The sequence below is a fragment of the Ruminococcus sp. MSJ-25 genome (assembly GCF_018917825.1).
Taxonomy (GTDB): Bacteria; Bacillota; Clostridia; order Oscillospirales; family Ruminococcaceae; genus Hominimerdicola; species Hominimerdicola aceti.
This window is the reverse complement of record NZ_JAHLPI010000016.1, coordinates 171,188-191,011: the sequence shown is the minus strand read 5'-3', so window position 1 is coordinate 191,011 and position 19,824 is coordinate 171,188. Positions and strand designations below refer to the sequence as shown.

The 19,824-nt window shown below is 45.1% G+C and carries 21 protein-coding genes; 4 read left to right on the top strand and 17 right to left on the bottom strand.

The features are described 5' to 3' along the window. Nucleotides 1-107: 107 nt before the first annotated feature. The 14 genes from KQH97_RS06815 to KQH97_RS06750 all read right to left on the bottom strand — a co-directional run bounded on the left by KQH97_RS06815 (nt 108) and on the right by KQH97_RS06750 (nt 11,999). Nucleotides 108-1,253 carry a 1-deoxy-D-xylulose-5-phosphate reductoisomerase gene (locus KQH97_RS06815; RefSeq protein WP_216553604.1) on the bottom strand — a complete coding sequence of 382 codons (1,146 nt, stop codon included), beginning with the start codon at nt 1,251-1,253 and terminating at the stop codon, nt 108-110. 124 nt (nt 1,254-1,377) lie between these two features. Further along, complete coding sequence (locus tag KQH97_RS06810) at nt 1,378-2,208, bottom strand: phosphatidate cytidylyltransferase (RefSeq protein WP_046440001.1); 831 nt, start codon at nt 2,206-2,208, stop codon at nt 1,378-1,380. A gap of 4 nt (nt 2,209-2,212) precedes the next feature. Then, nucleotides 2,213-2,944, bottom strand: a complete 732-nt coding sequence (locus KQH97_RS06805) for an isoprenyl transferase (RefSeq protein WP_216553603.1) — start codon at nt 2,942-2,944, stop codon at nt 2,213-2,215. Between the two features lie 3 nt (nt 2,945-2,947). After that, nucleotides 2,948-3,502, bottom strand: a complete 555-nt coding sequence (gene frr, locus KQH97_RS06800; protein ID WP_022287392.1) for a ribosome recycling factor — start codon at nt 3,500-3,502, stop codon at nt 2,948-2,950. A gap of 30 nt (nt 3,503-3,532) precedes the next feature. Next, nucleotides 3,533-4,237 carry a UMP kinase gene (gene pyrH / locus KQH97_RS06795; RefSeq protein WP_022287393.1) on the bottom strand — a complete coding sequence of 235 codons (705 nt, stop codon included), beginning with the start codon at nt 4,235-4,237 and terminating at the stop codon, nt 3,533-3,535. A 95-nt stretch (nt 4,238-4,332) separates the two neighbouring features. After that, a complete protein-coding gene (locus tag KQH97_RS06790) occupies nt 4,333-4,728 on the bottom strand; it encodes a secondary thiamine-phosphate synthase enzyme YjbQ (protein WP_117863217.1) in 396 nt (131 codons plus the stop codon). Between the two features lie 29 nt (nt 4,729-4,757). Further along, nucleotides 4,758-5,762 (bottom strand): NAD(P)H-dependent glycerol-3-phosphate dehydrogenase, encoded by a 1,005-nt coding sequence (locus KQH97_RS06785; RefSeq protein ID WP_117876413.1) that lies wholly within the window; start codon nt 5,760-5,762, stop codon nt 4,758-4,760. A 13-nt stretch (nt 5,763-5,775) separates the two neighbouring features. Then, nucleotides 5,776-6,435 (bottom strand): glycerol-3-phosphate 1-O-acyltransferase PlsY, encoded by a 660-nt coding sequence (gene plsY, locus KQH97_RS06780; protein WP_022287396.1) that lies wholly within the window; start codon nt 6,433-6,435, stop codon nt 5,776-5,778. Nucleotides 6,436-6,453: 18 nt separating this feature from the next. Then, on the bottom strand, nt 6,454-7,785 hold the full coding sequence (der, locus tag KQH97_RS06775; protein ID WP_117876412.1) for a ribosome biogenesis GTPase Der: 1,332 nt from the start codon (nt 7,783-7,785) through the stop codon (nt 6,454-6,456). A 223-nt stretch (nt 7,786-8,008) separates the two neighbouring features. Beyond that, on the bottom strand, nt 8,009-8,191 hold the full coding sequence (gene rpmF, locus KQH97_RS06770) for a 50S ribosomal protein L32 (protein ID WP_022287398.1): 183 nt from the start codon (nt 8,189-8,191) through the stop codon (nt 8,009-8,011). Between the two features lie 52 nt (nt 8,192-8,243). After that, nucleotides 8,244-8,687 (bottom strand): DUF177 domain-containing protein, encoded by a 444-nt coding sequence (locus KQH97_RS06765; protein WP_022287399.1) that lies wholly within the window; start codon nt 8,685-8,687, stop codon nt 8,244-8,246. Nucleotides 8,688-8,803: 116 nt separating this feature from the next. Next, nucleotides 8,804-9,208, bottom strand: coding sequence for a hypothetical protein (locus KQH97_RS06760; RefSeq protein WP_022287400.1), 405 nt, complete (start codon nt 9,206-9,208; stop codon nt 8,804-8,806). A 96-nt stretch (nt 9,209-9,304) separates the two neighbouring features. Further along, nucleotides 9,305-10,636 carry a glucose-6-phosphate isomerase gene (locus KQH97_RS06755; RefSeq protein ID WP_041337158.1) on the bottom strand — a complete coding sequence of 444 codons (1,332 nt, stop codon included), beginning with the start codon at nt 10,634-10,636 and terminating at the stop codon, nt 9,305-9,307. A 154-nt stretch (nt 10,637-10,790) separates the two neighbouring features. Next, entirely contained in the window at nt 10,791-11,999 is a 1,209-nt protein-coding gene (locus KQH97_RS06750) for a D-alanyl-D-alanine carboxypeptidase family protein (protein WP_216553602.1), read from the bottom strand. 220 nt (nt 12,000-12,219) lie between these two features. Between KQH97_RS06750 and KQH97_RS06745 the strand changes: the two genes are divergently transcribed. Continuing rightward, a complete protein-coding gene (locus KQH97_RS06745) occupies nt 12,220-13,938 on the top strand; it encodes a phospho-sugar mutase (RefSeq protein WP_117878033.1) in 1,719 nt (572 codons plus the stop codon). Nucleotides 13,939-14,594: 656 nt separating this feature from the next. Here KQH97_RS06745 and KQH97_RS06740 read toward each other — a convergent pair. Next, on the bottom strand, nt 14,595-15,413 hold the full coding sequence (locus KQH97_RS06740) for an Mrp/NBP35 family ATP-binding protein (protein WP_117878031.1): 819 nt from the start codon (nt 15,411-15,413) through the stop codon (nt 14,595-14,597). A 249-nt stretch (nt 15,414-15,662) separates the two neighbouring features. Between KQH97_RS06740 and KQH97_RS06735 the strand changes: the two genes are divergently transcribed. Next, a complete protein-coding gene (locus tag KQH97_RS06735) occupies nt 15,663-16,010 on the top strand; it encodes a type II toxin-antitoxin system PemK/MazF family toxin (RefSeq protein WP_022287405.1) in 348 nt (115 codons plus the stop codon). Nucleotides 16,011-16,185: 175 nt separating this feature from the next. Here the strand turns inward: KQH97_RS06735 and KQH97_RS06730 are convergent, their stop codons facing one another. After that, on the bottom strand, nt 16,186-16,935 hold the full coding sequence (locus tag KQH97_RS06730; protein ID WP_216553601.1) for a putative ABC transporter permease: 750 nt from the start codon (nt 16,933-16,935) through the stop codon (nt 16,186-16,188). Continuing rightward, the gene (locus KQH97_RS06725) at nt 16,935-18,188 is read right to left on the bottom strand and encodes a DUF975 family protein (protein WP_216553600.1); all 1,254 of its coding nucleotides are present in this window, start codon (nt 18,186-18,188) and stop codon (nt 16,935-16,937) included. The genes KQH97_RS06730 and KQH97_RS06725 overlap by 1 nt, the downstream gene beginning before the upstream one ends. A 255-nt stretch (nt 18,189-18,443) precedes the next feature. On the opposite strand from KQH97_RS06725, the gene KQH97_RS06720 reads away from it, so the two are divergent. After that, on the top strand, nt 18,444-19,460 hold the full coding sequence (locus tag KQH97_RS06720; protein ID WP_216553598.1) for a stage V sporulation protein AD: 1,017 nt from the start codon (nt 18,444-18,446) through the stop codon (nt 19,458-19,460). Next, nucleotides 19,460-19,816: a stage V sporulation protein AE gene (spoVAE, locus tag KQH97_RS06715; protein WP_022287409.1), complete on the top strand. Its 357-nt coding sequence runs from the start codon at nt 19,460-19,462 to the stop codon at nt 19,814-19,816. The genes KQH97_RS06720 and spoVAE overlap by 1 nt, the downstream gene beginning before the upstream one ends. Nucleotides 19,817-19,824 lie beyond the last annotated feature (8 nt).

The window sequence follows — 19,824 nt, the reverse complement described above, 5'->3', positions numbered from 1 at the left end:
CCGCAAAATCGCTTTGCTCGATGCTTTATTTTACTTTTTTCTGGTGATTTGCTTGGTCGGCTTTGCCATTCTTCACTCCTCACTCCTCACTTAAAAGCCGCTCCTCACTAAGCTCCGATAAGCTTCTTCGCTCTCTCCCTAGCCTTTCTATCCGCTTCCAGCACATCTTCCACGCACTTTATCTCTTCCCGTGGTGTATTCTCGCAGACATTCATTACTATTCTGCCGATGTCAAGAAAATTTATCCTGCCGTCAAGAAAAGCCGCAACGGCTTCCTCATTCGCTCCATTCACTGCCGCAGGAAGATTTCCACCGATAGTGACAGCCTTTATACAAGCCCTCAGACAATCGAACGTATCATAGTCAGGCTTCTCGAAAGTGAGCTTTCCATAGTCTGTAAGGGACAGCTTTTTCACATCACATTCCACTCTCTCAGGATAAAGCAGGGCATACTGTATGGGTATTTTCATATCAGGCACGCCAAGCTGTGCGATAACAGAATTATCCTCATACTCCACCGCTGAATGTACAACGCTCTGTCTATGGACAACTATCTCTATTTGCTCAGGTCTGAGATTGAAAAGCCACATTGCTTCGATAAATTCAAGACCCTTGTTCATAAGCGTAGCAGAGTCAATGGTTATCTTTCTGCCCATTGACCAGTTAGGGTGATTAAGAGCCTGCTCGACTGTCACGCCCTCCAGGTCAGACTTTGTTTTGCCGAAGAATGGTCCGCCCGAAGCTGTAAGTATTATCCCTTTGAGCTTGTTGCCCTCGTTGCCCTGCAGGCACTGAAAGATAGCCGAATGTTCGCTGTCCACAGGATATATCTTCACTCCCTTTTCAGCCGCCGCCTTTATAACAAGCTCACCGCCTGCCACAAGTGTTTCCTTGTTGGCAAGGGCAATGTCAGTGCCTTTTTCGATAGCCGTAAGGGTTGGCACAAGACCCACCATGCCAACGACTGAGTTGAGCATGATATCGACCCCGTCCATTCTTGCTATCTCTTTAAGTCCCTCCATGCCTGTGGATATTTTTATGCCAGTGCCACTGAGAAGCTTTTCAAGCTCTGACTTTTTGTCCTCTCGGTAGATACACACACATTCAGGCAAAAGCTCCTTAGCCTGAGCCGCAAGCTTTTCAACGTCAGAATTTGCCGCAAGCGCCTTTACTTTAATATTATGCTTTGCAGCCACTTCTAATGCCTGCGTGCCTATAGAACCCGTTGAACCGAGTATGGTCATTGTTTTCATTTATTGTCCCTCATCATATAAAATAAATTCAGGCAATTCCGCATAAAGATGGTTTGCAAGCGGTGTTGCCTTAATAACGCTTAAAAGGGGTAAGCCTAAGCCTGCCCCTAAAAGTCATAATTTTCTATTTAAGTATAAGCCCCTGTGTGAACATATAGTACATAAAAGGTGCAACGAGCAGAACGCTGTCAAAGCGATCCATTATTCCACCGTGACCAGGCATTATGTTGCCATAGTCCTTTATACCTGTCTGTCTTTTTATCACCGAAGCTGTAAGGTCGCCCACAAGTCCGATAAGAGCCGCAAGCATACCTGCGATTAGAACGCCTAGATAGTGGATAGGCTCGCCTTTAAGTACGAACTGATAGAACAGGCTTATTACAAGCATAAGAATACCATTTGAGATAACGCCGCCTATAAGTCCCTCCACAGTTTTCTTAGGGCTTATCTCAGGGCAAAGCTTTGTTTTGCCGAAGAAAGTTCCTGCAAAATAAGCACCGCTGTCAGCCAGCCAAGCCGCTGCAAGAGTAAGAACTATCATAAACACGCCCTTGCCGCCCAAGCCTGCCATTGTGACCAAAGTTGAGAATGAATACGGCAGAAGTATGCCCACGCCCAGCATGAAGAAAAACTCTGTATACTGGAATTTTGTATGCTCTTTAAGATAAAGCAGACACATTGCTATAACGAAAAGCCCCATATAAAGCTTGTAGCTGAAAAAGTACAGCCAGCCGTGTCTGTAGAACACAGGCATGAAAGCGTCCACAAAGGCAAACGCACAGCAGGCAATGGTCTGATACTTATGCTCTGTCATTTTTGTCGCCCTGAATATCTCATATATTGCAAGTGCAGAAATTGCGCCCACCGCAATGTTGAACAGGAACGTTCCGTGTGCGATAAGCAGTATCACTGCGATAACAATGGCAACTGCCGCAGATTTAATACGGGTAGACATTTTTTTACACCCCTCCAAATCTTCTGTTTCTTTCGCTGTATGCGATAACAGCCTTGTCAAGGTCGCTGCCTTTGAAGTCAGGCCATAGGATATTTGTGTAATAAAACTCCGCGTAAGCCGCCTGCCATATCATAAAGTTTGACAATCTTTGCTCTCCGCTAGGTCTTATAACAAGGTCAACAGGGGGTATCTCCTCAGTGTAGAGATTTCTCTCTATCATATCCATTGTGATATCCTCAGGCTCCAGCTTGCCTTCTTTCACCTGCTGAGCCAATGTCTTAGCCGCATGGCAAATCTCGTCCCTGCCGCCGTAGTTGATAGCAAGCACAAGGGTCATAGAGTCAAAGTCCTTTGAGTCCTCCTCAACGGAAGCCATTTTCCTTTGCAGATTTTCGCTGAGCCTTGTTCTGTCGCCTATAAAGCGCACCCTGATATTCTCCTCGATAAAGTCCCTGACCTCGTCAAGATACTTTTCAAAAAGATCCATAATTGCGTCTACCTCGTCCTTAGGTCTTTTCCAGTTCTCGGTAGAAAACGCATAGTAAGTTATATACTGTATTCCAAGCGCCTTGGCGTGTCTTGTTATGGTACGAAAGGTCTTTGCGCCCTCTCTGTGTCCGAACTTTCGGGGCAATCCCCTCTTTTTCGCCCATCTGCCGTTGCCGTCCATGATAACGCCCACATGAACAGGCACAGACACGTTCTCTCCAAGGCTTATCTTCTCATTATTCGCCATGGCTTAGATAGAGAGTATCTCTTTTTCCTTTTCGGCAACGTGACCGTCAACTTCCTTAACGAACCTGTCAGTAAGCTTCTGGATCTCGTCCTCGCAGTCCTTAAGATCGTCCTCTGTGATCTCGTTGTTCTTCTTCATTGCCTTGAACTTTTCCATAGCGTCACGTCTGATAGAACGGATAGCGACCTTGCACTCCTCGCCCATTTTCTTGATGTCCTTAACAAGCTCCTTACGTCTGTCCTCAGTGAGCTGTGGGAAAGTAAGTCTTATAACAGAGCCGTCATTCTGTGGATTGATGCCGATATCAGAAGCCTGGATAGCCTTTTCTATAGGCTTGAGAGTTGACTTATCCCATGGCTGTATAACAAGCACTCTTGCCTCAGCAACAGAAACCGCCGCCATTTGTGTAACAGGTGTCATTGCGCCATAATATTCTACCTGGACTTTGTTGAGTACGGACGGATTAGCTCTGCCTGCTCTGATGCCTGCAAAGTCCGAAAGCATAACGTTTATGGATTTTTCCATTTTTGTCTTAGCATTTTCCTTGATCTGTTTCATATTCAAACGATCCTTTCTTGATTATCTTTATTATTTTACGAGAGTGCCTATATTTTCGCCCATGCAAGCGTCATAGATATTGTCTGGTCTTGCAAGATCGAAAACGAGTATCGGGATATTGTTATCCTTACACATTGCCGCAGCGGTCGAGTCCATTACCTGCAGACCCTTTGCAAGGATATCAGCAAATGTAAGTGTGTCATACTTAACAGCGTCAGGATACTTGTGAGGATCCTTGTCATAAACACCGTCTACCATGGTAGCCTTAAAGAATATGTCAGCCTCTATCTCAGCCGCTCTCAGTGCAGCAGCCGTATCAGTTGAGAAGAATGGGTTACCGGTGCCGCAGCCGAAGATAACTACTCTGCCCTTTTCAAAGTGACGCATAGCCTTGTTTCTGATGTAAGGCTCAGCCACCTGTGGCATGGATATAGCCGTCTGTACTCTCACTTCAAGACCGCAGTTCTCAAGGCCGTCCGCAACAGCAAGTGCGTTCATAGCAGTTGCGAGCATACCGATATGGTCGGCTCTTGTTCTGTCCATTGCACCGCTTGATCTGCCTCTCCAGAAATTGCCGCCGCCTACAACGATACCGACCTCAACGCCAGCGTCAACACACTTTTTTATACTCTTGCCGAATGAGGTGATAACGTCATAGTCAAGACCTATCTTCTTATCGCCTGCGAGAGCCTCACCGCTTAATTTGAGCAATATTCTCTTATATTTAGGTTCCATATTTCAAAGCACTCCTTAACACATATTTTCGTTGGAATTATCCATATTAATTATACAATATTTTCAGCAGATTGTAAAGAGGAAAAACGCCAAAATCAGCCCTTTATTATCTTCACAAAAAAGTTTCTTGTTCTCGGACCGTCAAACTCAGCGAAATAGATACCCTGCCAAGTGCCCAGAAGAAGTTCGTTATCGTCGATGATAACAGTTTCCGAAGCACCAACACAGCTTGATTTCATATGAGCGTCAGAGTTGCCCTCAGCGTGACGGAACTGCGGTCTGTTTGGAAATGTTTCCTCCAAGGCATAAAGAAGGTCCGTCTTTACGTCAGGGTCAGCGTTTTCGTTTATTGTTATCGCCGCCGTGGTGTGGGGACAAAATATAACTGCAACGCCCTCCTGAACCCCTGATTCTGTGACAGCCTGCCTTACATAGCTCGTGATGTTGTAAAGCCCTCTGCGTTCTGTCTTGATAGTGTATCTTTTAAGCATATGTATCCGTCCTTTCAACGGTCGCTTTCCTAACTCAGAAAAGTTGACTCAGTTTCATTTCTGTTCGGTCTGCCCATAAGATTTTTGATAGCGTTAGCCGCAGGCTCACCCTCAAAAAGCACCTTTGCAAGCTGTTCTGTGATAGGCATTTCAATTCCCATTCTCTTTGAAAGCTCCCATGCGTTTTTGGTGCATACATAGCCCTCAACAGTGCCGACCTGTCTTACAGCCTCCTCAGGGGTAACTCCCTTGCCTATGAGAATACCCGCACGACGGTTTCTGCTGTGCATTGAACAGCAGGTAACGATAAGGTCGCCTATGCCGCTAAGTCCGCCAAAGGTTTCAAGCTTTGCGCCCATTGCAACTCCAAGACGTGATATCTCTCTGATACCCCTTGTCATAAGTGCAGCCTTTGTGTTGTCACCAAGTCCAAGGCCGTCGCAAACGCCTGCCGCCAAAGCGATGACGTTTTTCAGCGAACCGCCTATCTCGCAGCCCATAACGTCATCATTAACATACACTCTGAACGTATCGTTAGAAAGAGTGTTCTGTATATAATATGAAACCTCCCTGTCGTCAGAAGCAGTAACAACAGTAGTTGGAACTTTTCTTGCCACTTCCTCTGCGTGTGACGGACCGGTAAGCACCGCAACATGATTGTTCGGAAAGCACTCTTTCGCCACACAGCACATAGTTTTAAGGCTTCCGCCCTCAAGACCCTTTGCCGTGTTCACAACTATCGTTCTGCTTTCAAGATAAGGCACAACGCTTTCGCAGACCTCTCTGAGGAAAGGTGAAGGTATGCCAAGTATCACCATGTCTTTATCCTTAACACAGCTTATATCCGTTGTAAGCTCGATAGTCTTGTTCACCTGAACGCCAGGGAGCTTTGCTTTAAGCTCGCCTGTTCTCTTGATAGCATCTATCTCGTCCTGAAACTTTGACCATACTGTTACTTTATGCCCTGCATTGTCGCACATTATTGCCAGTGCAAGACCAAATCCGCCTGAACCGAGTATAGTAATATCTGCCATAATAAAACCTCCCTTACGCCTTTTTCTTGCTTCCGAATTTGTTTTCGGTGCCGTTCATAAGGCGTTTGATATTAGGTCTGTGCATATAAATGATAAGCAGACCGATAGCCGTTGCCATAAGAGTGTTTGCAAGAACGCCGTCGCCCTTGATGATAAAAAGCTGAACGATAGGCGTAAAAACAGGATATGCGATAGCGGCGCATATAGAACCTACAGACACGTATTTTGTTGCCGCAAGCACGATAGCGAAAACAGCCACTGAGAAAGCACAGGTCAGCGGATCGATAGCGATAAGAGTCGTTGCCGCAATAAGAACGCCCTTTCCACCGTGAAAGCCATAGAATACCGGGAAAATATGTCCAAGCATTACAAAAAAGCCCGCAAGATACCCGATAAACTTATCGTCATGAAAAAATGTCACGCCAAAACCGTTTGTCACCACAAGTCGGCAGATAACTACCGCAAGCACGCCCTTTGCAAGATCGCACAACAGCGTTGCCGCCGCAGGCCCTTTGCCGAACACTCTCAGAACATTGGTCAAACCTGCGTTGTTGCTTCCGTAATCACGGATATCCTTATGCTTTAAAACTCTGCACACGATTATGGCAGAATTAAGACTTCCGAAAAGATAGGAAAAAATTATAGTGAATGCCAGACTTAAAAATATGTCCACAAAATAACCTCCAGAATTTTATTTAACGTCGTCCTTGTCACGCTCTCTTATCTTGAAAACGATAGGCGTGCCTTCAAGTCCGAAGGTCTCTCTTATCTGATTTTCAATATAACGCTGATAGGAAAAATGATACAGATCGGCTCTGTTTACAAAAAACACGAATGTAGGCGGTTTGGTAGAAACCTGCGTCATGTAATATATCTTCAGCCTTCTGCCCTTGTCAGACGGTGGCTGTACCCTTTGGGTAGCATATGCGAGAACATCGTTAAGTCTGCCTGTCGGTATTCTAATAGAGTTCTGCTCTGCAACGAACTTGATAGTATCAAAAAGCTTGTCCATTCTCAGACCTGTTTTTGCAGAGATGAACACAAAAGGCACATAGCTCATGAAGCTGAAATCGTCCTGAAGCTTTTTCTGAAAGTCGTTCATGGTGTTGGTTTCTTTCTCAATAGCGTCCCACTTGTTCACCGCAACAACGCAAGCCTTGCCCTTTTCATGTGCATAGCCTGCCACCTTTGAATCCTGCTCAGTAAAGCCCACAGTTGCGTCAATAACGATAACCGCAACATCGGCTCTGTCAACAGCCATATAAGCCCTCAACACAGAGTATTTCTCAATAGTCTCCAGTACCTTTGACTTACGTCTGATACCAGCCGTATCTATGAAAACGAACTTGCCCTTTTCGTTCTCCACAATCGAGTCGGTAGCGTCACGGGTAGTGCCTGCAATATTTGATACGATAACACGTTCCTCACCGCATATCTTGTTTATTATAGAGGACTTTCCAACGTTAGGCTTGCCGATAACAGCGACCTTTATCGAATCATCGTCATCGTCCTCTTCATTTTCCTCCGGAAGATATTTCAGCACCTCGTCAAGGAGATCGCCCGTTCCGTGACCATGAACAGAAGAAACAGGAAACGGTTCGCCCAAGCCGAGATTATAGAACTCATACAGCTCCATAGGCGGTTCGCCCACATTATCCACCTTGTTCACGCAAAGCACGATAGGCTTGCCCGATTTCAAAAGCATCTGTGCCACCTCATAATCAGTGGCAGTAACTCCGCATTTAAGGTCTGTCACAAGAATGGTGACATCAGCTTTCAGTATAGCAAGCTCAGCCTGTCTGCGCATCTGAGCAAGGATAATATCATCAGACTCAGGCTCGATTCCGCCCGTGTCCACCAGCATGAACTCGTGTCCGAGCCATTCGCACTTTGCATATATCCTATCTCTTGTGACGCCAGGAGTATCTTCAACTATAGAAAGTCTTTGACCGATAAGCTTATTAAAAAGAGTAGACTTACCAACATTAGGTCTGCCCACTATCGCAACGATCGGCAATGACATATATATCGACCTCATTTCATATAAATTTGCACATTGATACATCATATAGTATAACACAATTTCTCACGTTTTGTCAACCATACGAGAAATACAGCACCCACATTCCATAGATTTTTTTACTACAAATATGTAGAAGCAAACAGCGTTTGCCCGCCTTTTTCACTGCTACAACAAAAAAGAGCAGAACGGCCTAAGCCATTCTGCTCTATGTGCTTATCAAAAATTATGCTTCCTTCTTGATAACCTCTACGCCCTTATAATAACCGCAATTCTTGCAAACCTTGTGTGGTGAAGTAAGCTCACCGCAGTTAGAACATTTACAAAGTGCAGGTGCGTCAAGCTTCCAAACTGCTGAACGTCTCTTGTCACGTCTAGCCTTGGATACTTTTCTCTTTGGTACTGCCATTCTGGCACCTCCTCGTCAGTAAAATCATTATAGTCTGTTCAGCTATTTCCCGTCAAGAGCAGTTACATTTGCCCTCATTCAAATCCTGTCCGCAAACGTAACACAAACCCTTGCAGTCATCCCTGCAAAGAATTTTTGTAGGCAGCTGTAACAACAAATCTGAAATAGCTAATTCGTCCAGATCAAGAGTATTGTTCTCGCAGACCACATAATCGTCCCTGTCGCTTTGAACACTTCTCACCAGAGTGTGTTCAAAGTCATAAACATACTCCCTGCTGAACTCCTTTAGACATCTGTCACAGGTGTGATCCATAGTAAAAACAGTCTTGAACCTGAGCGTTACCACTCCTGCCCTGTTCTCTATCTCACCTGTTACCGCAACGGGCGATGCAAAAGAATATCCGCCATACTCCGACAGCTTGTCTGCTGTTATGGAATAATCGATCGTTTTTCGCTCTCCGATTATATCGAAAAGTTCCTTCAACTGTACATTCATACTTGCACCTCAAACATCACAAATTCCATTATAACCTGAGAAACGTGATTTGTCAATACTTTTTTTCAATTTTTTCGTTTTTGCTATCAAAATACCAATAAACGAAGCGTAAAGCCTTACTTGATGAAAGCCTTTACCTTTGCAGGCAGCTCGTCCACGTCAGCAGATACTGTGAAAGTAACGTTTACGTCCTTTGTGAGAACTGCTACCTTTTCAAGCATATTGCCAAGAGCGTCATAATCTCTGCCGCCGATCTTCAGGATACCGTCAACGAAAACTTCCTGAATGTCATAGTTGCCAGCCATCAGACCTGCAACAAAGCCATAGAAGCTGTCAAAGCTGTTGATACCGTATTCTTCAGCGTCAGCCAATCTTACATTATGAGGAAGGTCATAGGTAAGCTGCATACCTCTTTCGATGCAAACAACGTTGCCTGTAGCATTTTCAGCAGCCTTCTTGATAGAATCAACAAGTATCTTAGTCTTGCCTGTGCCCTTTTTACCTGGAATCAAATTAATCATATAAACTCTCCGTTCCGCTTATTAAAGCATTTATTTTAAGAGCAGACCCCCGAAGGGGAAACGCTCAAAATTTCCTTTTGTTCTGCCTTTAGGATATTAGCCCAGCTTAGCCTCGAGTTCAGCCTTCTGTGACTCATAACCCGGCTTGCCGAGAAGAGCGAACATATTCTTCTTGTAGCTCTCAACGCCCGGCTGATTGAATGGGTTTACGCCAAGCATATAACCTGAGATAGCACAAGCCTTCTCGAAGAAGTAGATCATCTCGCCAAGGTTTTCCTCATCGAGCTTGTCAACATCTATAACGATATTAGGAACGCCGCCCTCAGTGTGAGCAAGGATAGTACCCTGATATGCCTTTTCATTTACAACTGACATATTCTGATTTGTGAGGAAGTTAAGTCCGTCAAGATTATCCTTGTCAGGCTCCAAGAACAGGTCGCTCTTTGGTGTCTTGATGTGCATAACTGTCTCAAACATAAGCTTTGAGCCGTCCTGGATGAACTGACCAAGTGAGTGCAGGTCTGTTGAGAATGTAGCGGCAGATGGGAATATACCCTTATCGTCCTTGCCCTCGCTCTCGCCGAACAGCTGCTTGAACCACTCGCCCATCATTGTGAATGAAGGATCATATGAAACGAGCATCTCAACGCTCTTGCCTTTTCTGTAAAGAATGTTTCTGAGCGCTGCGTACTTATAGCAATCGTTGTTATCGTCAGCAGAATACTTCTTCATACCCTCTCTTGCGCCAGCCATGAGCTTGTCGATATCACAGCCTGCTGCTGCGATAGGGAGAAGACCAACTGCTGTAAGAACTGAGAATCTTCCTCCAACATCGTCAGGAACAACGAATGTCTCATAGCCCTCTTCGTCAGAAAGCTGCTTGAGTGTGCCCTTAGCCTTGTCTGTTGTGGCAAAAATTCTTGTCTTAGCCTCTTCCTTGCCATACTTATCTTCAAGAAGCTTCTTGAAAATTCTGAAAGCAAGTGCAGGCTCAGTTGTTGTGCCAGACTTTGAAATTACGTTTACGCAGATATCTCTGCCCTCGCAAATTGAAAGCACCTCATTGAGGTAAGCCGAGCTGATATTGTTTCCGACAAAATAAATGTCAGGAGTATCCTTCTTAAGATTGTTGTAGAATGGCGACTTGAGCAGCTCGATAGCAGCTCTTGCACCAAGATAAGATCCGCCGATACCGATAACGATGAGAACATCGCACTTTTCCTTGATCCTTGCGGCAGCAGCCTTGATCCTTGCAAATTCTTCCTTATCATAATCCTCAGGGAGTGTTACCCAGCCGAGAAAATCATTTCCCAGACCGTTTCTGTTCACCAGAGTATTATGAGCGGCAGTTACCTGTGCAGCCATACCCTCGTATTCATGTTCACTTACAAAACCCTCAAGATACTTTGTGTTAAGCTTTAATGACATTATCCTTCATTTCCTTTCCTTACCTATCGGAGAGCGTGATACCATAAAACACGTTCCTCCGCTAATACTAGATAAATTATACTATATTTTTGTGAACATTTCAAGAGTTTTATAAAGCGAAATCATCTTTTGTGCATTTTAAACAAATATAATATTACATACTCAGCAAATTGTACACAAGCTTTTTTATGCCGCAGATAAAATTCATTTTCTTCACCTCTTTGCAGGCGACTATCTTTCCCTCTAATATCACCTCTCCACCCATGGTGTATCTTATTTCTCCCGCAGTTTCGCCATTTTTCACAGGTGCGTCAAGCTTCTCCTCTGCCGTAAAATCGCACTCCACCATACGATATGTTCCCCTCGGTATAACTATAGGATAAAGCCCCTCGGGAGCAAGCTCCACAGAAAGTTCCTCTCCTCCGCACACCACAGTTTCCTTTACCATATCATCAGGAAGTTCAGGGGTGTATATCTCATAAGTATCGAACGCCAAGTTCAGAAGTTTCTTCGCCTCAGCATTCATATTCTCCTGCGAATCGCAGCCGTTAAGCACTACGCATACTGACATATCCCCTTTTTCAGCCGTTGCCGCAATACAGCTCCCAGCCTTTTCACTTCCCCACGCTTTCATGCCTGTTACGCCCTTGTAAGTACGCACAAGCCTATTAAGGTTCACAAGCTCCGCCTTGCCGTCTCTCACAGTGTCAAGCCAGCAGGTAAGGTAAGGAGTGAGATTTTTGTATTTTGCAAGTTCCGAACAAAGCAAAGCCGTGTCCTTTGCTGTTGTAACATTGCCCTCTCCCATGCCAGTACAATCAGTGTAAACAGTGTCATTCATGCCAAGCATTTTCGCACGGCTGTTCATAAGCTCCACCGCCTTGTCTGCCGAGCCTGCCACCTTTTCCGCAAGCGCCGCACAGCCGTCGTTTGCATTGCCTGCCGACACTGATTTTATAAGCTCCTCCACAGATATCTTCTCTCCCTTGTCAAGCCATATCTGGCTTCCCTGCTGAGAGTTGGCATACTCCGACACCACTGACGTGTCGCTCATGGAAAGCTCACCGCTGTCTATCTTTTCTGCTGTAAGCAAAAGCACCATGAGCTTCGCATAGTGACCGCACTCACACTGCTCCTGTGGCTCTTTTTCAAAAAGCACCCTGCCTGTTGTCATCTCCGTCACCACTGCAGACCTAGCCGTAAGCCCCTCTATGATATCACTCACCGCCACAGTGTCCGCAGGCACAAAGTCCTCCGATGACAGCGCACCTGCTTTTTCTTTTCCCTCCGCCAGCGAACACACCATAAACACTGCCACCGCCGCACATAACACTGCCGAGCATATTTTCCTTAATATTTTCACATTTTCCACCTCTCACATATACTATTTTTATATTTATATTCACCCTGTCCCGAAATTAGCATTATGCCCCGAAAAGTTTCCGAAAACTCATTTGTAAATAGTTGCAGGAATTTGTTAAATAACTGTTACAACTCTTGAAATAAATATGGGAGTGTGCTATAATGTATTCTATAGAAATGTGTATTTTATAAGCGAAATATTTATATGAGGTGATTTAACAATGACAGAAATGGAACTTTACAAGCTTTGGTGTGAAAAGGCTGTTGACGATCCTGATCTCCAGACAGAGCTTAAATCTATCGAGGGCGACGAGGCTGCGATCCAGGACAGATTTTACAGAGATCTTGAATTTGGCACAGGCGGACTCAGAGGAGTTATCGGTGCAGGCGCATACAGACTTAATGTTTACACTATCAGACGTGCAACACAGGGTCTTGCAGACTATGTAAACGGCGCATTTGAAAACGGCAGCGTAGCTATCGCATATGACAGCCGTATCAAGTCTGACAAGTTTGCAAAGGAAGCTGCTGCGGTTCTGGCTGCAAACGGCATAAAGGTATACATCTATTCAGAGCTTATGCCTACACCAATGCTTTCTTGGGCTGTAAGAGAGCTTAAATGTCAGGCAGGTATCGTTATAACTGCATCACACAATCCTGCAAAGTACAATGGTTACAAGGTTTACGGCGAGGACGGCTGTCAGATCACACTCGATGTTGCAAACACTGTTATCGGCAAGATCAATGCAGTTGAGATGTTCGGCGGTGCAAAGGTAATGGACTTTGAGGACGGTATCAAGTCAGGCAAGATCGAATATATCAAGCAGGAAGTTATCGACAAGTATCTTGACAAGGTAGCACAGCAGGGCGTACATACTGACCTTGTAGCAGACAGCGGTCTGAAGGTAGTATACACTCCTCTTAACGGCACAGGCAACAAACCTGTAAGAGCTATCCTTAAGAAGATAGGCATAAAGGAAGTAACAGTAGTACCTGAGCAGGAAAATCCTGACGGAAACTTCCCTACCTGCCCGTTCCCTAACCCTGAGATAAAGGAAGCCCTTGCAAAGGGACTTGAGCTTTGCAAGACAGTAAAGCCTGATCTTCTTCTTGCAACAGACCCAGACTGTGACAGAGTTGGTATCGCAGTACCTGACCCTGACGGAAACTATGTACTGTTCAGCGGAAATGAAGTAGGTGCAATGCTCCTCAAATACATTTGTCAGGAAAGAACAGCCCTCGGCACAATGCCAAAGAACCCAGTTGCAGTTAAGACTATCGTAACAACAGACATATGCAAGAAGATAGCAGCAGAGTACAATGTAGAGCTTAGAGAAGTTCTCACAGGCTTCAAGTTTATCGGCGAGCAGATCGGTTTCCTTGAGAAAGAGGGACAGGACGACAGATATATCTTCGGATTTGAAGAGAGCTATGGTTATCTTGCAGGCTCATATGTAAGAGATAAGGACGCAGTAGTAGGCTCAATGCTCATTTGTGAAATGGCAGCATTCTACAGAACAAAGGGCATCTCACTGCTTCAGGCAAGAGAAGATATGTACAAGAAGTACGGCAACTATCTCCACAGCCAGAAGTCATTCCAGTGCGAGGGTGCAAGCGGAATGGAGAGAATGAAGGAGATCATGACTGATCTGAGAGCTAATCCACCTAAGGCTATTGGCGGACTCAAGGTGGTAGACATAGCAGATTATCTTGCATCTGAGGAAACAAACCTTGAAACAGGCGCAAAGACAGTTCTTACACTTCCAAAGTCAGATGTTATCGCATTCAAGCTTGAGCAGGGCGCAAGTGTAATAATCAGACCTTCCGGCACAGAGCCAAAGATCAAGGCATACTACACAACTATCGGCGACACAAGAGCTGATGCAGAGGCACAGGAAGAAAAGCTTATTGAAGATTTCAAGGGCATTCTTGGTTTCTAATAATTACTGTATATAGCGAAAGCAGGCGGTTTATCCGTCTGCTTTTTTGTTTGCCCAACTTACCTTCTGCTTACATACAATTTATTTTACAACACAAACCATGTGTAGGGGAGCAGCGCAATTTCTGCAAGCAGAAATGCGACGTCCCGCTTCTCGTTTGCCTGTCCAATTCTACGTTATCCGCACAACGTTCGGCATATTTTTTCAAAACACTGTACGGCACAACATTTCCGCACACGGCACGTCTACACAAATTCATGAATAATCAAACCTTACCGCTTCGAGCGGGCTGTCGAGGGCGCCAGCCCCTACATCTTGTTCAGACAAATTCGCTGTGCCGCAAAATCGCTACGCTCTTTGCGGATTTTACGTTGTGCTATGGGATAGAAAAAGCGGTGCAGAGTTTTTTTACTCCGACACCGCTTTGATTTTGCTTTTAGTTTGTTTTTCTTCTATTGCTTTTCTGCACCGCTTGGTAGGCTTACGCCTATTGAGGCTCTGCCTCAAGCTCCGCAAGGGACTCTGTCCCTTGACCCTGCAAGCCCTCTAACGCCGGGCTTGTGCCTGCGTTTTATCTCTCGCTACGCTCGGTGTTGACTTTTACTTTATGCTTGTGATTTACTCGATTGGCTATGCCATTCCTCACTCCTCACTCCTCACTTAGTCAGCAGTTTATCCGCGATCGTATCCAGCCAGCCGCCCTCGACTTCTTCTATCTCACCATTATCGCAAGCTTTCGCAAACTTCGGGTCTATAGGCATTTTCGCCACAGCGTCGATACCAAACTTCACTGCCGCTTCGTCCACATGGCTCTCACCATAGATATTATGCTTCTTTCCACAATCAGGACACTCAAAATATGACATATTCTCCACTATCCCAAGCACCGGTACTTTCATCATATCCGCCATATGCACCGCTTTCTCGACTATCATGGAAACCAATTCCTGTGGCGAAGTGACGATAACTATGCCGTCAACCTTAATGGATTGAAAAACTGTCAGTGGCACGTCGCCTGTTCCAGGTGGCATATCTATAAACATCACGTCAACGTCGTTCCACGCCACATCTGTCCAAAACTGCTTCACTGCACCTGCGATAACAGGACCACGCCATACAACAGGGTCAGTTTCATTTTCAAGAAGCAGATTAAGGCTCATTATCTCAATACCGGTCTTGCTCACCGCAGGGATAATGCCATACATATTGGTATTAGCTCTCTCGTGGATATTAAACGCTGTCGGTATAGACGGGCCTGTTATGTCAGCGTCCAGCACAGCGGTCTTAAAACCACGTCTTTGTGCCGTTACTGCAAGCATACTTGTCACCAAAGACTTGCCTACGCCGCCCTTTCCACTCATTACTGCATATACCTTTTTCACAGAGCTCGCAGCATTAAGCTCCTCTTTCAAGCTCTTTTTATCAGAGCATTTTGAAGCACAGTTTTCGCAATCATGTGTGCAGCCTTCGCTCATAGAATCATTCCTTTCAAGGCATTTACGCCTTTATTTACTATGTTAAGTATATCACTTTGACCGTGAAAAGTCAACCAATACTGACTTTTCACCCAAAGCACTGCTGCCGCATAAAATAAAACAGCCCTGCACCTTGTAACAAAATAGATACTTTGGTATAATACCCCGATAATAAGGCAATAATAGGAACAAGCAGGAGCAAAAGCCTGCAAATCACGGCGAAAGCCCATAGAATAGGAGTGTTTACAAGTGACTGTACACAGGGGCGATATATATTATGCAGATCTCAGCCCAGTGGTAGGCTCAGAGCAAGGCGGTATGCGACCGGTGCTGATAGTACAAAATGACATAGGCAATAAGCATTCACCCACAGTGATAGCAGCGGCAATAACGAGCCGCCTTGATAAAGCGAAACTGCCGACACATATAGAAGTTGGCGGTGGCACCTGCGGACTAGCGAAAGATTCCGTGGTATTGTTGGAACAGATCCGTACATTGGACAAGAAAAGGCTAAAGGAGAAAATGGGAACACTTGACGTAAGCTCCATGTCCGCAGTAAATTCGGCATTATCAATAAGCTTTGGATTAAAGCTCTAGTTAAATGAGGAATGAGGAGTGAGGAATGACATAGCCAAACCGAGTAAATCACAAGCACTAAATAAAGAACAAAAGATAAAGCGGTGTCGGAGTGGAAACTCTGCACCGCTTTTCTATTCCCCCAAAAAATCCGTAGGGGCGGTCAAAAACCGCCCTTATAATAGTCACATCAAACCTATCCGAGAATATCAGAGTGCGGCAATAATAATTCCTCACTCCTAACACCCAACTCCTCACTAACCAAGACCCTGTGAAAAGGCAGATTGTAAGCCGCATAATCAGTTATGCCCTTGCCCTGATTAGGATTAGCCTTTGAGTAAACAGCGTCACAACAGAATAATACAACAAGTATCACGCACGCCGCAAACCTTGCCTTGAATGGTATCTTCTTCAAAAGATCATCAAAAAACGGTGCCATGATGTATATTCCTGCACAGCCTGCAAAGCCAAATATCAACGCTCCCTCAAGACATATCCTGCCATTGATGTTGCAGAAATATCCCGTGTAATCCCAATATTTCATGTGCTTGAACGTTTCAAGATACCAGCTCGTTGCGTATTCGACCACCGAGCATAACCCCACAACAAGGAAAAAAGTCGCCACATGGTGGTCTATGAACCGCTTCAGCAGTATGATACCGCACACACCGCCAAAGCCATATATAGGAAGCCACGGGCCAAACATAGTTCCTCGATTGACGAAAACTCCGTCCTCAACGATGTGTATGCCCACTTCCCATATCCAGCCTATAAATGCGAATATGAAAAACAGCAGTATATACGTCATGAGTGTATAGTTTCTGTGATAGTCACGGTGAACTATAGTCTTGTTGGCAAATCGGCTGAAATGCGCCTTTCTGTCTACCGCAAGACCGGGGTATTGCTCAAATTCCCGCAGATCGTCAAGCGTCAGCGTTCTCTCCATTATTCACCGCCCCCATTCTCATCATTTTCAGGCACTTTTATTGTGCATATCGGTATGCTTCTAACAATGTCCGGATTTTCACCCTTTTGTGCAGCTTCCTCAGCCATAAGCTCTTCCAGAAGGTCAAGGTCAAGCAGCTTGTCATTAAGCTCATCATAGCCCTCTATCTTGTTCTTGATAGCCTCACGCCTTAGCTGTAAATACACCTCTGCGTCTATCGCAGTTGTGTATGGGTTAGACCAGAATACTCCCACCGCACCGAACGATATGCTCGAAAGCAGTGTCCAGCCTATCATAGAAAGATCCACCTTGAAAAGCTGCCACTTGTATCCCCTAGTCATGGCGATAGAAAGCTTTATTGCCTTTCTCGTCTTGATGTTAGGGTTTTCCGCACATATGAACGGCACCATTGAATAGGCATAATGTTTTATAGGATATCCAACGATAGTAAACGCCCATAAGGTCTGATATATGCTGGTTACAAACATAGTCCTTGCAGGGTGAAGCGTTCTCTCGCGGAAAAGAAAGCCTAGTCTGCCTATCTTCGTTTTCTTATATGTGTGATTTTCAAGGAAAAATCTTCTCTCACATACCCAAAGCACATTCACTATGAATATGGTGAACATCAACTGGAAAATAAAATACACGAATGAAACTATAGTATCCCATGTGGATTTTTTTCCTAAAACATTCATTATCGCCGTAAGCAATGAAAACTGATAGGAATTAGAGCTTGTTGCACTGTCAAAATAAACCGAAGCAGAGGCTGTAAAATTATTGAGCCTGTCATTAAGATAGGTCTGTGCCTTTTCCTTTGCATTTCGGCTAAAAGAAAAAGCGTCTGCCAGTGCTTCCAGATTAGAAGTGTCGTTTGATGAACCAAAGAACGTGACTTCCTTTGAATTTAGTCCGTCAACTCCGTATTTTTTATAAGCGTCCAACCACTTTTTTACAGCGTCAGGATTATCTATCTGCCACTTGTCACTGACCTGCTCTGCCGTAAGACCATTTTTGACCATATCCTCAATGATCTCTTCCTTATCTTCGGCGTCATATTTAAGATCAGCAACGTGAGAATTATCATAGCTTGACACATTCTGCGTGGTCGAGCCATATTCTCCTGCAATAAATACCATTATAAAGCACACTGCTATGCAGGCGATATAATTTCGCTTCACCCTGCTTTTAGCCGACTGCTTTATTTTTTTTCGGTCAAGCTTTATGACCACCGGCATATCTTCACTTTTCTTCATCTAAAACTATGCCCCTGACGGGACATATCCTCCCTTCACACATACCACTTAACAAAACACTACATAATCAACAATAAATCGACTATTTAATTATATCTTTTTTTTGTGAATATGTCAACGTTTTTGAGATCAAAACAAGTTTATTTTAAGATAGTTTTAAGTTTACGTTTAAAACGCCAAACTTTTTTTGCATATTTTCATCTGCAATGTAGAAAATAACATCAAATGACGATATTCATCAATAGGAGTGATAAAATGAAAGCCACTAAGCTTATGAAAACCTCACCCTCTGTCATCTCTTTCGCAGCCATAGGCGGCAAGAAAGAAAACGAAGGACCTTTGGGCGACTATTTTGACAAAATAAATGACGATCCCTATTTATCCACAGATAGCTTTGAAAAGGGCGAAAGTCAGCTTCAAAAGCAGGCAGTGCTTCATGCCTTGAATAAAGCCGCCCTCTCCCCCGAGGATATAGACGTGCTTTTCGGCGGTGACCTGCTAAATCAGTGTGTCGGCACTACCTATGGCGTAAGAGCCTTTGAAATGCCCTTCCTCGGCATTTACGGAGCCTGCTCCACCATGGCGGAGGGACTTCTCCTCGCCTCTCTTTTCGTTGACAACGACCTCGCAAAAAAAGCAATGGCGGTCACATCTTCCCACTTCTGCACCGCTGAAAGACAGTACCGCTTTCCCCTCAACTACGGTGGACAGCGCACTCCCACATCTCAGTGGACAGCCACAGCCTCAGGCTCATTGGTGGTTGCCCCCTCGGACAAGCCCCCCTACATCAGGGGCTGTACTATCGGAAAAATAGTTGACTTGGGCGTGAGCGATGCCAACAACATGGGTGCAGCCATGGCTCCAGCAGCCTTTTCCACCATAAGCACATTTTTCGCCGACACAGGCATGGCCCCCTCCGACTTCGATTATATTGTCACAGGCGACCTTGGCAAAGTTGGAAGCCGTATTCTCTGTGAGCTTTTCGAGCGTGAAAATATAAATATCCGTGACAATCATAAAGACTGCGGCATGATGCTCTATGACTTTGACGAGCAGGATATCCACGCAGGTGGAAGCGGCTGCGGGTGTGCAGGAAGCGTTCTGTGCGGCTATTTTCTCCCGAAGCTCCGTGCAGGAGAAATAAAAAATATCCTCTTTGCTGCCACGGGTGCGCTAATGTCACCAACAGTAAATCAGCAAGGGGAATCTATCCCCTCTATATCACATCTCGTGTGGCTGTCAGGGGAAAAAGATATGAAAGGAGCAAACTAATGGACTATCTATGGGCTTTTCTTATAGGAGGTCTTTTTTGTGCCATAGGACAGGTGCTTATGGACTTCACAAAACTGACCCCAGCACGAATACTGGTGGCATACGTCACAGGTGGCGTGCTTCTGGGTGCGCTGGGACTTTATAAGCCACTTATAGACCTCGCAGGCTGTGGCGCAACTGTCCCTCTCACGGGCTTCGGCTATCTTCTCTATAACGGTGTCCGTGAACAGATAGATAAAATAGGCTTCCTAGGCATTTTCACAGGGGGACTTACCGCCTCCGCCGCAGGCATAACTGCAGCCATGACATTCGCCTTTATCTTTTCGCTTTTCTTTAAAAGCTCAGCAAAAGAATAGTTTTATCT

What these genes read in the sequence shown, in the direction of transcription:
- rpmF (WP_022287398.1), bottom strand. Translation starts at nt 8,191, where the DNA reads ATGGCAGTACCAAAGAGAAAAGTATCCAAGGCTAGACGTGACAAGAGA.
- spoVAE (WP_022287409.1), top strand. Translation starts at nt 19,460, where the DNA reads ATGGACTATCTATGGGCTTTTCTTATAGGAGGTCTTTTTTGTGCCATA.
- pyrH (WP_022287393.1), bottom strand. Translation starts at nt 4,237, where the DNA reads ATGGAACCTAAATATAAGAGAATATTGCTCAAATTAAGCGGTGAGGCT.
- KQH97_RS06805 (WP_216553603.1), bottom strand. Translation starts at nt 2,944, where the DNA reads ATGGCGAATAATGAGAAGATAAGCCTTGGAGAGAACGTGTCTGTGCCT.
- KQH97_RS06755 (WP_041337158.1), bottom strand. Translation starts at nt 10,636, where the DNA reads ATGTCATTAAAGCTTAACACAAAGTATCTTGAGGGTTTTGTAAGTGAA.
- KQH97_RS06785 (WP_117876413.1), bottom strand. Translation starts at nt 5,762, where the DNA reads ATGGCAGATATTACTATACTCGGTTCAGGCGGATTTGGTCTTGCACTG.
- KQH97_RS06720 (WP_216553598.1), top strand. Translation starts at nt 18,444, where the DNA reads ATGAAAGCCACTAAGCTTATGAAAACCTCACCCTCTGTCATCTCTTTC.
- KQH97_RS06815 (WP_216553604.1), bottom strand. Translation starts at nt 1,253, where the DNA reads ATGAAAACAATGACCATACTCGGTTCAACGGGTTCTATAGGCACGCAG.
- frr (WP_022287392.1), bottom strand. Translation starts at nt 3,502, where the DNA reads ATGAAACAGATCAAGGAAAATGCTAAGACAAAAATGGAAAAATCCATA.
- KQH97_RS06790 (WP_117863217.1), bottom strand. Translation starts at nt 4,728, where the DNA reads ATGCTTAAAAGATACACTATCAAGACAGAACGCAGAGGGCTTTACAAC.
- KQH97_RS06740 (WP_117878031.1), bottom strand. Translation starts at nt 15,413, where the DNA reads ATGAGCGAAGGCTGCACACATGATTGCGAAAACTGTGCTTCAAAATGC.
- KQH97_RS06730 (WP_216553601.1), bottom strand. Translation starts at nt 16,935, where the DNA reads ATGGAGAGAACGCTGACGCTTGACGATCTGCGGGAATTTGAGCAATAC.
- KQH97_RS06725 (WP_216553600.1), bottom strand. Translation starts at nt 18,188, where the DNA reads ATGAAGAAAAGTGAAGATATGCCGGTGGTCATAAAGCTTGACCGAAAA.
- KQH97_RS06810 (WP_046440001.1), bottom strand. Translation starts at nt 2,208, where the DNA reads ATGTCTACCCGTATTAAATCTGCGGCAGTTGCCATTGTTATCGCAGTG.
- KQH97_RS06745 (WP_117878033.1), top strand. Translation starts at nt 12,220, where the DNA reads ATGACAGAAATGGAACTTTACAAGCTTTGGTGTGAAAAGGCTGTTGAC.
- KQH97_RS06760 (WP_022287400.1), bottom strand. Translation starts at nt 9,208, where the DNA reads ATGATTAATTTGATTCCAGGTAAAAAGGGCACAGGCAAGACTAAGATA.
- KQH97_RS06765 (WP_022287399.1), bottom strand. Translation starts at nt 8,687, where the DNA reads ATGAATGTACAGTTGAAGGAACTTTTCGATATAATCGGAGAGCGAAAA.
- der (WP_117876412.1), bottom strand. Translation starts at nt 7,785, where the DNA reads ATGTCATTGCCGATCGTTGCGATAGTGGGCAGACCTAATGTTGGTAAG.